Annotated in this window: 16 protein-coding genes and 1 tRNA gene; 9 read left to right on the top strand and 8 right to left on the bottom strand. The window is 35.2% G+C overall.

Going from position 1 to position 15,577, the window contains the following annotated elements; genetic code table 11:
- Together ACYQZV_RS06105 and ACYQZV_RS06100 are read right to left on the bottom strand one after the other, a co-directional pair.
- On the bottom strand, positions 1 to 265 hold a 265-nt coding region (locus tag ACYQZV_RS06105; protein WP_459894057.1), incomplete at its 3' end, for a transposase.
- A 35-nt stretch (positions 266 to 300) separates the two neighbouring features.
- A complete protein-coding gene (locus ACYQZV_RS06100) occupies positions 301 to 1,140 on the bottom strand; it encodes an IS256 family transposase (RefSeq protein WP_459894056.1) in 840 nt (279 codons plus the stop codon).
- A gap of 346 nt (positions 1,141 to 1,486) precedes the next feature.
- Here ACYQZV_RS06100 and ACYQZV_RS06095 point away from each other — a divergent pair, with 346 nt between their 5' ends.
- From ACYQZV_RS06095 to ACYQZV_RS06080, 4 genes are all read left to right on the top strand, one after another.
- On the top strand, positions 1,487 to 2,239 hold the full coding sequence (locus tag ACYQZV_RS06095) for a BsaWI family type II restriction enzyme (RefSeq protein ID WP_459894055.1): 753 nt from the start codon (positions 1,487 to 1,489) through the stop codon (positions 2,237 to 2,239).
- A 206-nt stretch (positions 2,240 to 2,445) separates the two neighbouring features.
- Positions 2,446 to 2,895, top strand: a complete 450-nt coding sequence (locus tag ACYQZV_RS06090) for a helix-turn-helix domain-containing protein (protein WP_459894054.1) — start codon at positions 2,446 to 2,448, stop codon at positions 2,893 to 2,895.
- A gap of 21 nt (positions 2,896 to 2,916) precedes the next feature.
- Positions 2,917 to 3,222 carry an integrase core domain-containing protein gene (locus ACYQZV_RS06085; protein WP_459894053.1) on the top strand — a complete coding sequence of 102 codons (306 nt, stop codon included), beginning with the start codon at positions 2,917 to 2,919 and terminating at the stop codon, positions 3,220 to 3,222.
- A 77-nt stretch (positions 3,223 to 3,299) separates the two neighbouring features.
- Positions 3,300 to 4,523 carry a DNA methyltransferase gene (locus ACYQZV_RS06080; protein ID WP_459894052.1) on the top strand — a complete coding sequence of 408 codons (1,224 nt, stop codon included), beginning with the start codon at positions 3,300 to 3,302 and terminating at the stop codon, positions 4,521 to 4,523.
- Between the two features lie 408 nt (positions 4,524 to 4,931).
- Here ACYQZV_RS06080 and ACYQZV_RS06075 read toward each other — a convergent pair.
- Positions 4,932 to 5,018, bottom strand: a tRNA-Ser gene (locus tag ACYQZV_RS06075).
- A 130-nt stretch (positions 5,019 to 5,148) separates the two neighbouring features.
- On the opposite strand from ACYQZV_RS06075, the gene rpsB reads away from it, so the two are divergent.
- The 4 genes from rpsB to ribF are packed head-to-tail and all read left to right on the top strand — an operon-like array spanning position 5,149 to position 8,399.
- The gene (rpsB, locus tag ACYQZV_RS06070; protein ID WP_459894051.1) at positions 5,149 to 5,964 is read left to right on the top strand and encodes a 30S ribosomal protein S2; all 816 of its coding nucleotides are present in this window, start codon (positions 5,149 to 5,151) and stop codon (positions 5,962 to 5,964) included.
- A gap of 14 nt (positions 5,965 to 5,978) precedes the next feature.
- A complete protein-coding gene (gene tsf / locus ACYQZV_RS06065; RefSeq protein WP_459894050.1) occupies positions 5,979 to 6,800 on the top strand; it encodes a translation elongation factor Ts in 822 nt (273 codons plus the stop codon).
- Entirely contained in the window at positions 6,797 to 7,516 is a 720-nt protein-coding gene (gene pyrH / locus ACYQZV_RS06060; protein ID WP_459894049.1) for a UMP kinase, read from the top strand. The genes tsf and pyrH overlap by 4 nt, the downstream gene beginning before the upstream one ends.
- Complete coding sequence (gene ribF / locus ACYQZV_RS06055) at positions 7,509 to 8,399, top strand: riboflavin biosynthesis protein RibF (RefSeq protein WP_459894048.1); 891 nt, start codon at positions 7,509 to 7,511, stop codon at positions 8,397 to 8,399. Before pyrH ends, ribF begins: the two co-directional genes overlap by 8 nt.
- On the opposite strand, the gene ACYQZV_RS06050 is transcribed toward ribF, so the two are convergent.
- The 5 genes from ACYQZV_RS06050 to ACYQZV_RS06030 form a co-directional block, all read right to left on the bottom strand.
- Complete coding sequence (locus tag ACYQZV_RS06050) at positions 8,376 to 9,506, bottom strand: hypothetical protein (protein WP_459894047.1); 1,131 nt, start codon at positions 9,504 to 9,506, stop codon at positions 8,376 to 8,378. The two genes, ribF and ACYQZV_RS06050, sit on opposite strands and share 24 nt — an antisense overlap.
- A gap of 165 nt (positions 9,507 to 9,671) precedes the next feature.
- A complete protein-coding gene (locus tag ACYQZV_RS06045; RefSeq protein ID WP_459894046.1) occupies positions 9,672 to 11,486 on the bottom strand; it encodes a flagellin N-terminal helical domain-containing protein in 1,815 nt (604 codons plus the stop codon).
- 60 nt (positions 11,487 to 11,546) lie between these two features.
- Entirely contained in the window at positions 11,547 to 12,995 is a 1,449-nt protein-coding gene (locus ACYQZV_RS06040; protein WP_459894045.1) for a menaquinone biosynthesis decarboxylase, read from the bottom strand.
- A gap of 31 nt (positions 12,996 to 13,026) precedes the next feature.
- Positions 13,027 to 13,527, bottom strand: a complete 501-nt coding sequence (rimM, locus tag ACYQZV_RS06035) for a ribosome maturation factor RimM (RefSeq protein ID WP_459894044.1) — start codon at positions 13,525 to 13,527, stop codon at positions 13,027 to 13,029.
- Positions 13,520 to 14,209: a response regulator gene (locus ACYQZV_RS06030; protein WP_459894043.1), complete on the bottom strand. Its 690-nt coding sequence runs from the start codon at positions 14,207 to 14,209 to the stop codon at positions 13,520 to 13,522. Before ACYQZV_RS06030 ends, rimM begins: the two co-directional genes overlap by 8 nt.
- A gap of 90 nt (positions 14,210 to 14,299) precedes the next feature.
- Here ACYQZV_RS06030 and ACYQZV_RS06025 point away from each other — a divergent pair, with 90 nt between their 5' ends.
- A complete protein-coding gene (locus tag ACYQZV_RS06025; protein WP_459894042.1) occupies positions 14,300 to 15,571 on the top strand; it encodes an ATP-grasp domain-containing protein in 1,272 nt (423 codons plus the stop codon).
- Positions 15,572 to 15,577 lie beyond the last annotated feature (6 nt).

Genomic DNA, 15,577 nt, shown 5'->3' with positions numbered 1-15,577 from the left:
CTTTTATAGGTTTAGTCCATTTGTTTTCTAACTCTAGAATAACACCATAGACAACCTTTATCAGACTATCATCATCTGGGAATACTCTCTTGCCATCTGTTATTTTCCTTATCTTGCTGTTTACACTTTCTATGAGATTGGTAGTGCTTAGCATCCTTCTTATCTCATAAGGATATTGATAGAAAGCTAAAATGTAATCTATATCTTTTTCCCAATCTTTTACAACAGATGGATACTTATCTTTGAATCTCTCAAATTCTAACATCGCCATATCTTTGGTAGTAGCTTGATATATCTTTCTTAGGTCCTATCCTGTGGCATACTTATAGCAACTTCTTTTCTATCTTTAGAGGATACTTTCTTTAAGCTGTTTCTGACTTTGTGCACCAGACATTTCTGGTGGGTTGCTTCTGGGAAGGTTGCCAAGGAAGCGTTTTCAATACCAGGAAGATCATCACTTACAATTGTAAAGATATGCTCTACCCCTCTTGACTTAAGATCGTTTAAAACCTCTATCCAAAAACTGGCACTCTCTTGCTGAGCTATCCAAAATCCAAGGACTTCTTTCATTCCTTCATCGTCTATACCAATTACCAAATAAAGAGCTTTGTTTCTTACTTTGTTTATATCCCTTACCTTGAAGAAAACGCAGTCTATAAAAATAGAGACGTATACTTCCTTTAGAGGTCTTGACTGCCAGGCTCTTATTTCTGGTAATACCCTATCTGTAATCCTTGATATAAAAGAAGGAGATAACTCTACACCGTATATACCCTTTATAATCTCAACTATATCTCTGGTCGACAAGCCTTTGGAATACATTAGCATTATCTTGTTCTGAATCTCTTCCGATATCTTTGTCCCTTTCTTGGGAACAATCTTTGGCTCAAATTCTGAATTTCTATCTCTTGGCATTTTTATCTCTATATCACCATTCTCGGTCTGAACTTTTCTGTGGTAATAACCATTTCTATAATTAGGATTGTCGCTTCTTTCGTAAGGTTCATAGCCTAAGAAATCATCAAGTTCTGGTGACGTGGCATACTTGTCTTCTAAAGCAGCTTCCACTATCTTTGCAAAGGCTTCTTTCATAAGCTCTTTCAACTCTTCTTGAGTAATCACTTTTCTTTCAACTTTCATACAAACCTCCTAAAGCAGTTTAATATCTTAACATAGAAAGATTTACACAATAGAGTGGACAGTCCCAATGGCTAGATAAACCCCATCCTAAGATTGCAGCCCAATCTTACAAACTCAGACAACTATTTGCTCTAAGGTTTGAAACCTCAGAAGAACTATTGTTAATGGATTTTAGCATATGATAACGTATCTTGCTTTTATCATATTGATTTGTCTTGATAAACGTTGTTATAATGGATTTAGACAAGTTTAGAGGTAGATCTCTTAGGTGTGCTATAATGCTTAGTAAGATAGTTTGCATAATTAATGAGACAGCCTCATAGAATGGCTAAAGGAGGTTAATAAATTGTATAAGTTAACAAGGGATGAAGAAAGTACTATTAGAAAGATAGAAGAAATATATTATATGAGGCCCATTTTAAATAAATTTTATGAATTAATCGAAACTAAAAATGCAAACTGGCTAACTTCCTTTAATCGAATATATGAAGTTTTAAGAAATTCTGAAGAAGAGGTAAGAAATCTTGTAGAAGAAAGAGTAAATAGAGGCGAAATTAAAAACATTAGCCAGGCGATGAAATCTATTGCCGGGAGTGCATTTTCTAATTGCTTTATTTATTTGTTCTTGAAGAACAAAATAGAAGGTAATATTAAACCATACATTTATATTACATCACAAAAATCAAAAATTAAAGATTTTAATAGAATTACTTCAATTAAAGTGGGAAATGAAGTCCAAAAACCAGATGTTGATATAATTATATATACGAAAAAAAACAAATCCATCGACAAATACATAATAGTTTCTTTAAAAACATCATTAAGAGAAAGAGCAGGACAAACATATAGGTGGAAGTTATTAATGGAGATTGCTATTACTGAGAATCCAATCAAGGATAAGTATAATATTGGCTATGATATGATCCAAGTACCTTTAATATGCTTTGCGACTGTCAATTTTTATAATGAAATAAATAACCCACAACATAGGGGTATGCTTAAATTTTTTGATAAAGCTTTCATTGCAAAAGAGATTGACTCAGAATTTATTTCTCCTCTTTCAGATATAGTAAGTTTTGTTAATGATAAATTAGGATAATATACGGTTATAATCTTACTAAATGACTTTTGAAGTTATAGGTGAGAAATAATATAATAAGATAATTTTTTTATTCATGTTGTAAAGATTCACATAGACTATGAACACTTACATCTGTTAAAATTTCTACATATCTTATTTAAATGAGGCAGATATATGTCTGATTTATATCATGTTTATGTAGTGATTATCACATTAGAAAGGGGGTGACAAGTATACCACGGTTTACCATAAGAAGACAATATGAGGTAGATGTAATAAGAGTAAGGAATGAAAACCCTACTTGGAGCAAGGAGAAAATATCAAGATATCTTGAAAAAGAAAAGGGTATAAAAGTATCTCCTTCTACGGTATATAGGATACTGAAGGCCTTTGGTCTCATAGAAAGAACAAAGAACATCAAGCAAAAGAAAAAACAAAGTCAAAATAGAAAGAGAACAAAGATGGGTCTAAGAGCAAGAGCTCCAGGAGAAGTAGTCCAGATAGATCTAAAGCATCTTGTTTTAAGAGGTGTAACTTATTACCAATACACAGCTATAGATAAATATAGCAGACTAGTATTTGCAAAAGTTTATAAGAATAAAACTTCAAGGAATACAAAACTCTTTATCCAAGAGGCTATGAAGTATTTTAAATTCAACATCGTTAAAGTTTAGACAGATAATGGTACTGAATTCATGGGAGAGTTTGACAAATACTTAAACGAAATTGGTATAGAGCATTATTACAGCTATCCAAGAACACCTACAAGTATGCCACGCAATAAAACAAACGGTAATGTTGAAAGAGTCATAAGAACCATAGAAGAAGAATTGTGGTTTATAGAAGGCGTAGATTATCCCATAGATCATCTCAACAATCTTCTAAGGAAGTACATAGACAAGTACAATTTCATAAGACCTCATTGGGCTCTAGACTATAGAACTCCTGGAGAAGTAGCTTACGGGAATGAAAAGGTTATCAACTCTGGAGCGATGTTATGAAAGTTGGTATAATTTTTTTAGGTGTAAGTGTTCACGATGTACTGAACTCATACATACATATGTTAAAATAAATTTATATGGAATGTTTAGAGCGGATTGAGTATAACGAATTTGATTTTAAGGAATTTAGAGCTTCCAATGGTAGATATTCAATACATGATTATCCAGCTATGCTTCATTATTTACTGGTTAATTATTTATTAACTAACTATTCAAATGAGAATAGCCTTGTATATGACCCGTTTTGTGGTAGTGGTGTTTCTATTGTTGAAAGTTCAAAACTGAACAGAAGAGCTATAGGTACAGATATTAACCCTCTGGCATTATTGATTACAGATGTAAGAGCTTCCAATATTAATGCAAACTTAGTGAGAGATATTTTAGATAGATTTTATAGAGAATGGGATAACCTAACACCAGATGTTCCTGAAGTAAAAAATCTAAATTATTGGTTTAAAGATTATGTTATAAAGGATTTAGGTAAGATAAGAAGTTTTTTGAAAAAGATAAAAAAAAGTGAAATCTTTAAATTTCTTCTAGTAGCGTTTTCCCAAACAGTTAGAAATGTGTCTAATAATAGAAAAAATGAGTTTAAAAGATATAGATTGTCAGAAGAAAAACTTAAGAAGTTTATGCCAGATGTGAAAAGTGTCTTTGTTTCTCTTATTGAAAACTACTTAAAAATATTAGAAGTTGATAAGGTACCTTCTAATTATTATAGATTGCTCTTGCACGATGTAAGAAAACCTATACCTATAAAAAACGTCGATTTGGTGATTACTTCACCACCTTATGGTGATAGCAAAACCACAGTAGCCTATGGTCAGTTTTCAAGTTTTAGTTTTGATTGGTTAAAGGGAATAAATCCTTACGGTGATAGTGATTTAAGTTTAGATAATCTATCTATAGGTGGCAAATTAATAAAAGAATTACAGATTTTACCATCACACACTTTACACAAAACAATAAAAGAAATAGAAAGGATAGATTTAAGGAGAAGTTTAGAAGTTTATTCTTTTTTTAATGATTATTATCTGTCTCTATTTCAAATAGTTAAAACATTAAATAGCAATGCATACGTATGTTTTATTGTTGGAAATAGAATGGTTAGGAATATACAAATTGAGATGGATTTTATAACTGCTGAATTATTTGAAAGCCTTGGTTTAAATATTGAAAACATTTTTATTCGTAAAATTTCAAATAAGAGAATGCCTTTAAAAAATTCACCTTCTAATATAAACGGTAAAACTTCTAATACGATACTACATGAATATATAGTAATTATGAAGAAAAGTTAAAAGCTATATTACTTGATTTATAACACAACTTTACAGTTTAAATATGAAGTAAACCTTTCTATGAAAAGCTATAGCTATCACGATCTTTTGAAATCACCAGATAGTTTATATAAATTCTAATATTTAAAATAATATTTAGACAAATAACCCTATAGTATCTATCAGTAGAAGACTTACATCAATCAAAATTTTGTTTACGTTTTATCTAACTTAATAATCCTCATAATCCCAATACCCTACACACTATCATCGCCTTCAAACCATTGACAATCAATATGTGCCATAAGTGTGCCATACGAAGTCTACCAATATATACTTATGTTGACATTAATATGAATGCATAGTGAAAATCTCAAATTATGTGTTTTTATGAATTCCTGAGATAGCATTGATTATCAATGATTAGAACGGAGAGAGAGGGATTCGAACCCTCGGTGGGCGTGAACCCACAAGTGATTTCGAATCACCCGCTTTCGACCACTCAGCCATCTCTCCTAAAGATATTATACAAAGTTTTTGGGATTTTGATATAATAATAGATTAAACTGCACTCTAATCAAAAAGGGTCGTCAGGAAGCTGACGCTTAGGTTAGAGGAGGTTAAAAACCCTTTTGGAGGTATTTTTATGTCTGTGAGCATGAAGGATCTTTTGGAAGCAGGTGTTCATTTTGGACACTCTAAGGGAAGATGGAACCCTAAGATGGCGCCGTATCTTTACGGTGTTAGAAACAACATACACATTATAGACCTTGGAAAGACGGTGCTTTACCTTGAAGAGGCTTATAACTTCGTATCCGATGCGGTATCAAAAGGGGCGGAAGTGCTTTTTGTGGGTACCAAAAAACAAGCAAAAGATGTGATTATGGAAGAAGCTTTGAGATGTGAATCTTTTTATGTAAATGAAAGATGGGTGGGTGGTCTTCTTACAAACTTTAAAACTGTTAGGAAAAGCATAGCAAAACTACGTCAATTAGAGCGTATGGAGAAAGAAGGGGTTTTTGAGGTTTTACCAAAAAAAGAAGTGGTGACTATGAAAAGGGAGATGCAAAGGCTTCAAAAACTTTACAAAGGCATCATAGACATGGATAGGATACCAGATATAATATGGGTGGTAGATACCAACAGAGAACATATAGCTGTCACAGAGGCAAGAAGGCTTGGTGTAAAAGTTGTGGCTATAGCTGACTCTAACTGCGACCCAGATGAGATAGATTACCTTATACCAGGGAACGACGACGCTATAAAATCCATCAAGCTTTTAACTTCAAGGATAGCGGATGCTGTCATAGATGGTAAGCAAAGAAGAGAAGCTTCTGTGGTATCTGAAACCTCAAAAAGAAGAGTGGTGGTGGTGGCCGAAGAAGAGAAAGAGCTCTTTGAAAAGGCCATGGCTATGTCTGAGAAGTATGAAGATATAGATAAAGATAGCGTAGATTATTGATAGGAGGAGATTTTATGGCGGTTAGCTCAGAAAATGTTAAGCTTTTAAGAGAGATGACTGGGGCTGGTATGCTCGATTGCAAAAAAGCCCTTGAAGAAGCAGGCGGTGATATAGAAAAAGCCAAAGAGATACTTCGTATTAAAGGTTTGGCAAAAGCCGATAAAAAAGCTTCAAGAGAGACAAAAGAAGGTCTTATAGTAGCAAAATCTACACCTTCAAAAGGTGCCATGATAGAACTTGCCTGTGAAACAGATTTTGTAGCAAGAAACAACTCTTTTAAAGAGCTTGCCAATAAAATCCTTGATTATGTATTTGAAAACGTGAAAGATACCAATGGAGAGTCAAGAGACAACTCTATACTTCAAGGAAAGATAGATGGAATGACTGTTGAAGAGCTTTTAAAAGAAGCTATTGCCAAAATAGGTGAAAATATACAGCTAAAACGCTACTGTGTAATAGAGGGACCAAATTTCGCTTACATACACGGTGGTGGTAGGATAGGAGTATTGCTATCTTACCAAGGTAATAACCTTGAGGTTGTCAAGGACGTTGCTCTTCAAGCAGCCGCTATGAGACCAGAGTTTTTATCTCCTGAAACTGTGCCACAAGAGGTTATAGAAAGAGAAAAAGCCATATACATGGAACAAGCCAAAAAAGAAGGTAAGCCAGAAAACATGCTTGAAAAGATAGCAGAAGGCAAACTCAAAAAATTCTATGAAGAGAAGACGCTCCTTAATCAGAAGTTTATAAAAGACGAGAAGAAAACCATACAAGATTATATAAAAGCCAACAACGTAACTATAAAAGGCTTTTGTAGGTTTGAAATTGGTGCATGAGATATAAAAGGATACTTTTAAAAATATCAGGTGAAGCCCTGGCTGGAAGCCAGGGTTTTGGTATAGATAAGGATGTTATAACTAGTTTTTCAAATGAGATAAAAGAAGCTTACGAAATAGGCGTTCAGATGGCTATTGTAATAGGTGGTGGCAACATATTTAGAGGGTTAAAAGCCCAAGCCAGCGGTATGGATAGAGCTACTGCCGATTATATGGGGATGCTTGCCACCGTTATAAACGCTTTAGCTATGCAAGATACATTAGAGAGGATACACAATATACCAACAAGGGTTTTATCAGCTATAGAGATGAGACAAATAGCAGAACCATACATAAGAAGAAGAGCGGTAAGACACCTTGAGAAAGGAAGAATTGTTATATTTGCTGCTGGCACTGGAAATCCATTTTTTTCTACCGATACAGCTGCTGCTTTGAGAGCTGCTGAGATAAACGCAGATGTTATGATGAAGGCTACGAAAGTAGATGGCATATATACAAAAGACCCAGCCATTTACAAAGATGCAGAGCTTATAAAGGAGATATCTTACATAGATATCATAAATAAAGACTTGAAGGTGATGGACCATACAGCTATAACTCTTTGCAAAGACAACAATATAGAGATGGTGGTTTTTAATATACATCAAAAAGGAGCTTTAAAACGTATATTGTCAGGGGAAAACATAGGGACAGTGGTTAAAAGCGTTAATGCTTGAAAAACCAATAGCTTTAGCAGTAGGCAATTTTGACGGTGTTCATCTTGGACATCAACATCTTTTGAAAACCCTTGTTTTAAAAGCAAAAGAAAAAAACCTTATTCCATCTGTTTTGATGTTTGACCCTCATCCGTTGGAAGTTCTTGAAAAGGAATCAGCACCTTGTATGATATCAACTGTAGAAGAAAGAAAAAAATATATACAGGGTCTTGGTGTTGAAAATATATTTGTAATAAACTTCACAAAGGACTTTAGCAATATATCAGCAAGAGATTTTATAAAATATTACGTTTATGAAAAGCTAAATACAAGGCTTTTGATAGTAGGATACGATTGGAGATACGGAGCTAAAAGAGAAGGGGAATTTGAGCTTGCTAAAGAGATGGGGCAAACGCTTGGTTTTGATGTGATACCAAGTGAACCCTACAAAGTGGATGGGCATATAGTAAGTAGCACCCTTATTAGAAGGCTTTTAAAAGAAGCAAAATTTGATGAGGTAAGAAAATACCTTGGTAGAGATTATAGCATTGAAAGACAAGTGATAAAAGGCAAGGGTTTGGGGTCTAAGATTGGTTTTCCCACTGCAAACATATCAAACACTCAAAACATGTGTTTAAAAGAAGGTGTTTACGCTGTAAAAGTAAACAACTATCTTGGTGTGGCAAACTACGGCAAAAGACCCACCGTAGAAAACACAAATCAAAACATATTAGAAGTTCATATTATAGATTTTAAAGATGATTTGGTGGATAGTGTTTTAAATATAACGTTTTTAGGCTTTTTAAGAGAAGAGAAAAAATTTAACTCTATAGAAGAGCTAAAAGCCCAAATAGAAACTGATATAAAAACTGCCAAAATCTTATTTTCTAACAAAAGCGTATAAACTATAAGCTACTATAAGAGCGTACAATATGTCTCCCACTGGTTTTAAATATGGATTAGCTTCAAATACAATAAGCACAAATAAACCAAAACCAAGCATCGGTAAAGTCTGTTTTACAATATTTTGATTTATCATAGCATCTATTGGTGGGATGTTTTGCTCACCTAGTTTGTTGGCGTATAGTTTGTTCCAAAGTATCCTTGGCATGAAGTGAAACACTCCACCTAATACCGTAACCAAACCAAACCCATATATCATAACATCTCCGTGCAAAAACGGTTCTAATATCCCTGATGCCACTAAAAGCCCGAAACTAACACCCAAAAACAAAAAACCAAGACCTAAGAAAAAATACCTAAGCGTGTAGGGTATGTTTTTTGGAAACTTTCTGTTTTCAACGGTTTTATAAACAATATTCACAAAAAAACCTAAAACCATAAATTCCAAAATGCCGGCAAAGTAAACAAGTTTTAAATCAAACACATAAAAAGATGCTATAAGTATAGAAGCTGATATTTGATGAATCCAAAATAGCTTGTTTGCCAACCCCATATTTAGAGGCTCCATATATAAAAGCGGTACCAAAGCAAGTTCTACACCTATTACAGCGTTTAATACAAAACCTATTGTAAAAGTATGAATCAAGAAAAATACATTTACCTTGTTAAAAGGAAATATTAGAAGCTCCAAAACATTTAACACTAGAAATATCAAGCTTGCCGTTAAAAACTTTGCCGTTACGCTGTTTGGTGTTTTTAAAGCACTTAATATATGTATTACAAAAAGTACTATAAGTATTGCACTTGAAAAAGAAAAATATTTGTTTCCTAAAAGCCCAAAATACCACATTAGCATTATAAATCCATTTAAAACGCTTATGCCAAACACTGCAAAAGAAAATTTTGGAAACGTTGGCTTTTTCATAAGAGAGTTTGGTATTAACTGGTACATAGCACCCATTATCACATTTAAGAAAAACCCGTACAACCCAATTAAAAATATGTTTATATTGTTTGTATTTGTAAAAGCTTTTAAAATGAGGTCTATTATTAGCCATACTATACTTAATATGAAAAACAGCGGTGAAGCTTCAGATACAAAAAACATTTATAACCTCCTTACATTTAATGCAAGTAAATATATATTTATTGAAATGTTATATGTATGATATTTGTTGTATTTGGATTTTAAGATTATTATGGAAGAAGATATAAAAGAAAAGATATTTTGATGTTGTGAAACCTCCCCCAGAAAGGGGAGGTAGGATATTTATTATCTGAAGAGTGTGAGAAGTTGTTGAGGTATTGCGTTTGCCTGCGCAAGCATTGCAAGGGCTGATTGTTGTAGCGTATTGTCGTTTTGATATTGCGTCATTGCTTGGGAGATGTTTAGGTCTCTTATGGCAGCTTCAGCGTTTAGCGTGTTTGTTTGCTCTGTTTGATCACCGTTTGATAGTGTTTGCATTTGTTGCATTACGGAACCTACTTGAGCTCTTATAGTGTCTACATAGTTTATAGCGTTTTGAAGGATTATCTGAGCTTGATTTGCTCCTTGAGTGGTGGTTACGTTTATGCTTAATAAGTCCTTTACAAAGTAGTTGTAACCTGTTGTTGGAGTGCCGTTTACCGTTGTAGTATTTGTAGAGCTATAACCATTTATATAGCTGTTTGATACCTGTGTATTAAACACTAAGTTGTTTATAAGGTTGTCGTTGGCATTTCCACTTAGACCGTTTCCAAAAGCTGCAATTTGGAGGTTTGAAGGACTTGTAATTTGCAATGAACCAACGGATACTATAGCACCGTATGTAGCTGAGGCAGTACCATCTAAGCTTGCCGGTGTAACAGCGCCAAATTTTGCTAAATTCAATCCGTATGTAGCATTAGAAGATGTATTGGAGTTTTGCACGTTGATATTGATTTGGAATGTAGAACCATCTGTGGTGTAAAGTTGCAAGTATTGGCCAGTGGAGTCTGTGGTGGCGTAAACACCAGTGTTGGTAGCAACACCGTTTATAGCAGATATTATGTCTTGCAGGCTATAGGTTTGACCACCCACCAAGTTTATAGTTTGGGATACAGTACCTACGTATTGACCATTTGCTAGCTGTTCTGGTTGACCTGCTGCGTTTGTAAGAGGTGTAAAACCTACACCCACCGTGCTACTTTGCTCTACTTGTCTTGATATTACTATGCTTACTGTGGCAGAAGAAGCTACTTGTATGGTACCAAAAGCTTCTGTACCTTGTAGCGTGTTAGAAGCTTGTGCTGTGACTTGGCCGTTGAATATAGAGTTTATGTTGTTGGCTATTATGTGCGCGTCCAAGTATGCGTTTGTGGCTGAAGCGTATGCACTAGCTACAACTTCATTACCATTTATGAATAGCTGTTTGTTACCATCGTATAACACATCAGAGGTTACCACTGTTTGAGAAGCGGTGGTATTGGCACCGTCGTAAGTTGTAGCACTCGCTGTGGTGCTTACATTTATGGGCCCAGAACCGCTATAGTAAGCCATTATATTAGCGGCGGTAGAACCGTTGTTTATATTTGTAAAATCTCCAGTTTGAGCTATAGCGGCACCCATTCTTTCTATGGATAGGTTGCCTATGGAGATGTTGATATATTGACCAGCTTGACCACCAAATTGAATGGCTTGGTTTATGAAGTTACCATCAAACAGCTTTTTACCGTTAAAGGTGGTGGTATTGACTATTTGTTTGATAGATTGAGCCAATGCAGAAATTTGGTTTTGCAAAGCACCGGCGGAGTTGATGTTGTTGGTGGAGTTTGCGGCGTTAACAGCGTAGGTGTACATCGTGTTTAGCGTGTTGTAGATTTGAGATAACTGTCCGTCTGCCACCTGTGCCAAAGAGTAACCTTGTTGGGTGTTGAGATAACCTTGACCTAAAGCTGTACCCAAGGTGTGTAATTGGTCTGCTATAAATAGACCCGCTGGGTCATCTGCGGCACTCAATATCCTTAAACCAGTGGATATATGAGTGATGTCGTTGGTAACATTTTGGTTTGCTTGTTGTAAAGCGTTGTTAGCCACAAGCGCACCATAGTTAAAATTGATTGATAGCATAACGCACCTCCTAAAACTTGTTATTTAACATATCGGAGGTTTTTAAAGTTTTTTTAGCTTTTAGGATAAAAATTTGAGGATATTTTGCCATACTGGTTCTATCCTCTTCTTAACCTCTTCGTCGGTTCTAGCCACTTCTGGCCAAACCCTATTATATCCCTCTTCTTTCCATTTTTTTGTAGCATCTATAATGATTTTACCCCCAAAACCCACTTCGTTGGTAGAATGGTCTAATACATCTATGGGTCCTTTAGCAATGATTATATCCCTTGATGGGTCTGTGTTGTTTCCCCATATCCATAAAACCTCATCTATATCGTGTACATTTACCCACTCATCAAATACCACTATATACTTTTCCAAAGACATGAGTCCAAGCCCAAGTAACGCATATGCCACTTTAAAAGCGTGCCCTGGGTACCTTTTTTTGATGGATACAAAACAAAAGTTGTGAAACACCCCGCTAGCAGGTAGATGATAATCTACTATCTCTGGAAGATTGAATTTTATAAGCGGTAAAAATATGCGCTCTGTGGCATAACCCAAATATTTGTCCTCTTGAGGTGGAGGTCCTACTATTGTAGCCATATAAATTGGGTTATCTTTTGATAAAATGGCTGTGATGTGCATAGCTGGATACTTGTCCACTGGGGTGTAAAAACCAGTGTGGTCTCCAAAAGGCCCTTCATCTACTAATGGTTCTTCTGGGTCTACATAACCTTCTATTACAAAATCAGCGTTTTTTGGATATTCTATGTCGACAGTTTTCCCCTTTACAAGCTCCACAGGACTTTCTCTTACCATACCTACAAAAAGATATTCATCCACTTCTGGTGGAAGCGGTGCCGATGCACTGTAAGTACACACTGGGTCTCCACCTATTACTATAACCACTGGTAGTTTCTTACCCATTCTTTTTGCTTTGTGGTAATGTGAGTTTCCGTCTTTATGTATTTGCCAATGTACTGCTAACTTTTTGTCTTCTAAAAGCTCGATACGGTACATCCCTACGTTTCTAATGCCTGATTCTGGGTCTTTTGTGATAACCTGAGGAAGCGTAATATACCTTCCACCATCTTTTGGCCAACATTTTAAAACTGGTATATCAAAAACGCTTTCACTAAAAGTCTTATAGGGGTTTTTGCTTTCTACCCTTGGTAGAGCGTCGTTTAGTTTTTTTAGTTCCGGTAGTTTCTTTAGCTTTTCTAAAAATGTATTTGGTATTTCTGGTCTTAGGACTTTGTAAAGCTTCCAGCCTATGTCTTCTAAATTTTCATAGCCAAAGATGATGTTTAGTCTTTTGTAAGAGCCAAAGGCGTTTGTTAGTACTGGTATATTATATCCTTTTACGTTTGTAAAAAGAAGGGCTTTTGGATCTTTTGTTTTACACATTCTGTCGGTTAGTTCTGTAATCTCATAGTATATATCTACTTGGTCTTTTACCCTTACAAGCTCACCTTCTTTTTCAAGAATATTTACAAGTTCTTCGGTGCTTTTGATAGTTTTCATATTCTAAAATATATGTTGTTTTGTTATCTTTTCAAATCAAAAAATGTTTTTCTGAGATAACTATATCATTTTCATCAAGTTTTACCAAAAATGGTTCTTTTGCTGGTATTAGATATTTTCCGTAATCTATCTCTAAGTAATCTGTGTTGCCGTGTTTAAATATATTTGTGAGTTTTCCAATGGTCTTACCGTCTTCTAATTTTACCTCTTTTCCGAAAAGCTCAAAAAGGTATAAACTATCTTCTTTTTTAGGTAAGTCCTTTAAGCTTGCAAACACGGTGGCGTTGCAAAAGCTTTTTGCCATCTCTGGGCTATCTATTCCTTTTATATGACAAAGTATTTTACCTTTATCTTTTTTAAATATCACATTAAAAGCCTTAAACTCTTTGGTGCGTTTGTTTTGTAAATATACTTGTTTTAGGTTTTTAATATAAAAATCAACATCTTCTTCAAACTCAAGCTCTATCTCCAAGTCACCCTTTATACCAAAGGTTGATAAAAATTTACCTATTATTATCTTATCTTCACTCATTTTTCAAACTAAACTTATAACCTACTCCTCTTATGGTCCTTATATACTTACCAAAGTCCCCAAGCTTGTCCCTTAAATGCTTTATATGGACATCCACAGTCCTGTCGTTTATATCTGTGCCATAAGACCATAGCATATTTATTATTTTATCCCTTGTGAGTATCTTATCTATGTTATCTAAAAAGTATCTTAGTATCCTAAACTCTGTCTTGGTAAGGTTTATAGGCTTGCCGTCAAGCGTAGCCTCCATTCTATCGTCGTCTATCTCCAAGTTTTCCAGCTTTAACTTGCTTGATGTATGAATTTTCTTATATCTATTTAAAACAGCCCTTATCCTTGCTATCAACTCTTTGGAAGAAAAGGGTTTAGTGATATAATCATCAGCCCCAGCGTTGAAACCTTCTATCTTGTCTTCCTCTTCCGATTTTGCAGTAAGAAATATAATGGGTATGTCTTTATAAAGTACGTTTTGTTTTAGTATTTTGGATATTCGTACACCATCGTAACCAGGAAGCATGATGTCTAGAACCACTATATCTGGTAAAGCTTGTTCTATTGCTTTAAAAAAATCGTTGCCATTTGTAAAGTGTTTTACCTCAAACCCCTCTTTTTCTAAGTTGAAAATAAGTATATCCGCTAAATCCATATCGTCTTCTACTATATAAATAAGGTTTCTATCCATATAAGTTATTATAACGTAAAAGGCTTTATTGTTTGTTTGATGCTCAAATATGATATAATATTAGTCAATTTTTAAAGGAGGCAACATCTTATGAACCTCTACGAGTTTGAAGCTTACGATAAGATTTTTAAGAAGTACGGCATACCAGTGTTAAATTATATGTATGCCGACCACATCAACGATGATTTGAAAGACTTTGCCAATAAGCTTGGCGAGTCTGTGGTGAAGTCTCAGGTGCTTGTAGGAAAACGTGGAAAAGCAGGAGCTGTCAAACTTTGCAAAACTCCAGAAGAGGCTATAGAAACCGCCGAAGCCCTTTTGCAGTACCCAGTTTACGGAGAGATGCCCGTTGGTATAATACTTTCTGAAAAAGCCAAAATATTAAAAGAGCTATACGCATCTATTACATACTCTACCGAGACAAGGACACCAGTTTTGGTGCTCAGCTTAGAGGGTGGTATGGACATAGAAGAAGTCCCACCAGAAAAGGTAAAAACCTTTAAGATAAACCCATTGGAAGGGCTATATCCTTACATGGTAAGAGAGTACCTTATGGAGATGGGTTTTCCCAAAGAGTATATTGGAGTTTTAAGGGAGCTATCAGAGGTTATAGCAAATCTCTACAAAGCTTTTTGGGAAACTGAAGCAAAGCTTATAGAGATAAACCCGCTAGCCATATGCGATGCAAACGGAAAACAAAAAGTATACGCTCTTGATGCTGTGGTAACTATAGATGACGATGCTTCTGTACCACCATCAAAAATATACGGTGTTAGAAGCGCTATGAAAAGACCACCCACCCAAAGAGAAATAGAAGCCTCTTTAATAGATAGAGACGACCATAGAGGTAAAGCTGGTTCCTACGTAGAAATGGATGGGGATATAGCCCTTATGACCTTTGGTGGTGGTGGTTCTACCGTTACCATAGAAACTTGTTACAACATCGGTTTAAAACCTGCAAACTTCACCGATATAGGCGGAAACCCTCCTGCTGAAAAGATGTATAAAATCACCCGCATAATACTATCTAAACCAGGTATAAGAGGTGTTTTGGTTTGTGGGGGTACAGCCAACAACACGCGTATAGATGTTACATTGGGTGAAGGTGTGGCAAACGCTATAAGAGATTTGAAAAAAGAAGGTAAGTTAGACCCAAACTGGGTATGGGTGGTAAGAAGAAACGGACCAGAAGCCGAAAAAGGCTTAAAGATGCTTTACGAGGCCATGAAAGAGTGCGGTGTAAAAGGCGAGATTTACGACTCATCTTTACCCCTTACAGAAGCACCGGTAAGGCTCAAGTATCTTTTGGAGCACCAAACTAAAAGCGTCGATGATAATGTAGCTGAAGATTTAGGAGTATAAGGAGCG

The organism is Hydrogenobaculum acidophilum, assembly GCF_054656715.1.
The sequence above is the reverse complement of the archived record's forward strand: the minus strand, read 5'-3'. Positions and strand labels throughout refer to the sequence as shown.

Coding starts and splice junctions, on each gene's coding strand:
- ACYQZV_RS06100 (WP_459894056.1), bottom strand. CDS start 1,140: ATGAAAGTTGAAAGAAAAGTGATTACTCAAGAAGAGTTGAAAGAGCTT.
- ACYQZV_RS06085 (WP_459894053.1), top strand. CDS start 2,917: ATGGGAGAGTTTGACAAATACTTAAACGAAATTGGTATAGAGCATTAT.
- ACYQZV_RS06080 (WP_459894052.1), top strand. CDS start 3,300: ATGGAATGTTTAGAGCGGATTGAGTATAACGAATTTGATTTTAAGGAA.
- rpsB (WP_459894051.1), top strand. CDS start 5,149: ATGTCTGTGAGCATGAAGGATCTTTTGGAAGCAGGTGTTCATTTTGGA.
- tsf (WP_459894050.1), top strand. CDS start 5,979: ATGGCGGTTAGCTCAGAAAATGTTAAGCTTTTAAGAGAGATGACTGGG.
- pyrH (WP_459894049.1), top strand. CDS start 6,797: ATGAGATATAAAAGGATACTTTTAAAAATATCAGGTGAAGCCCTGGCT.
- ribF (WP_459894048.1), top strand. CDS start 7,509: ATGCTTGAAAAACCAATAGCTTTAGCAGTAGGCAATTTTGACGGTGTT.
- ACYQZV_RS06050 (WP_459894047.1), bottom strand. CDS start 9,506: ATGTTTTTTGTATCTGAAGCTTCACCGCTGTTTTTCATATTAAGTATA.
- ACYQZV_RS06045 (WP_459894046.1), bottom strand. CDS start 11,486: ATGCTATCAATCAATTTTAACTATGGTGCGCTTGTGGCTAACAACGCT.
- ACYQZV_RS06040 (WP_459894045.1), bottom strand. CDS start 12,995: ATGAAAACTATCAAAAGCACCGAAGAACTTGTAAATATTCTTGAAAAA.
- rimM (WP_459894044.1), bottom strand. CDS start 13,527: ATGAGTGAAGATAAGATAATAATAGGTAAATTTTTATCAACCTTTGGT.
- ACYQZV_RS06030 (WP_459894043.1), bottom strand. CDS start 14,209: ATGGATAGAAACCTTATTTATATAGTAGAAGACGATATGGATTTAGCG.
- ACYQZV_RS06025 (WP_459894042.1), top strand. CDS start 14,300: ATGAACCTCTACGAGTTTGAAGCTTACGATAAGATTTTTAAGAAGTAC.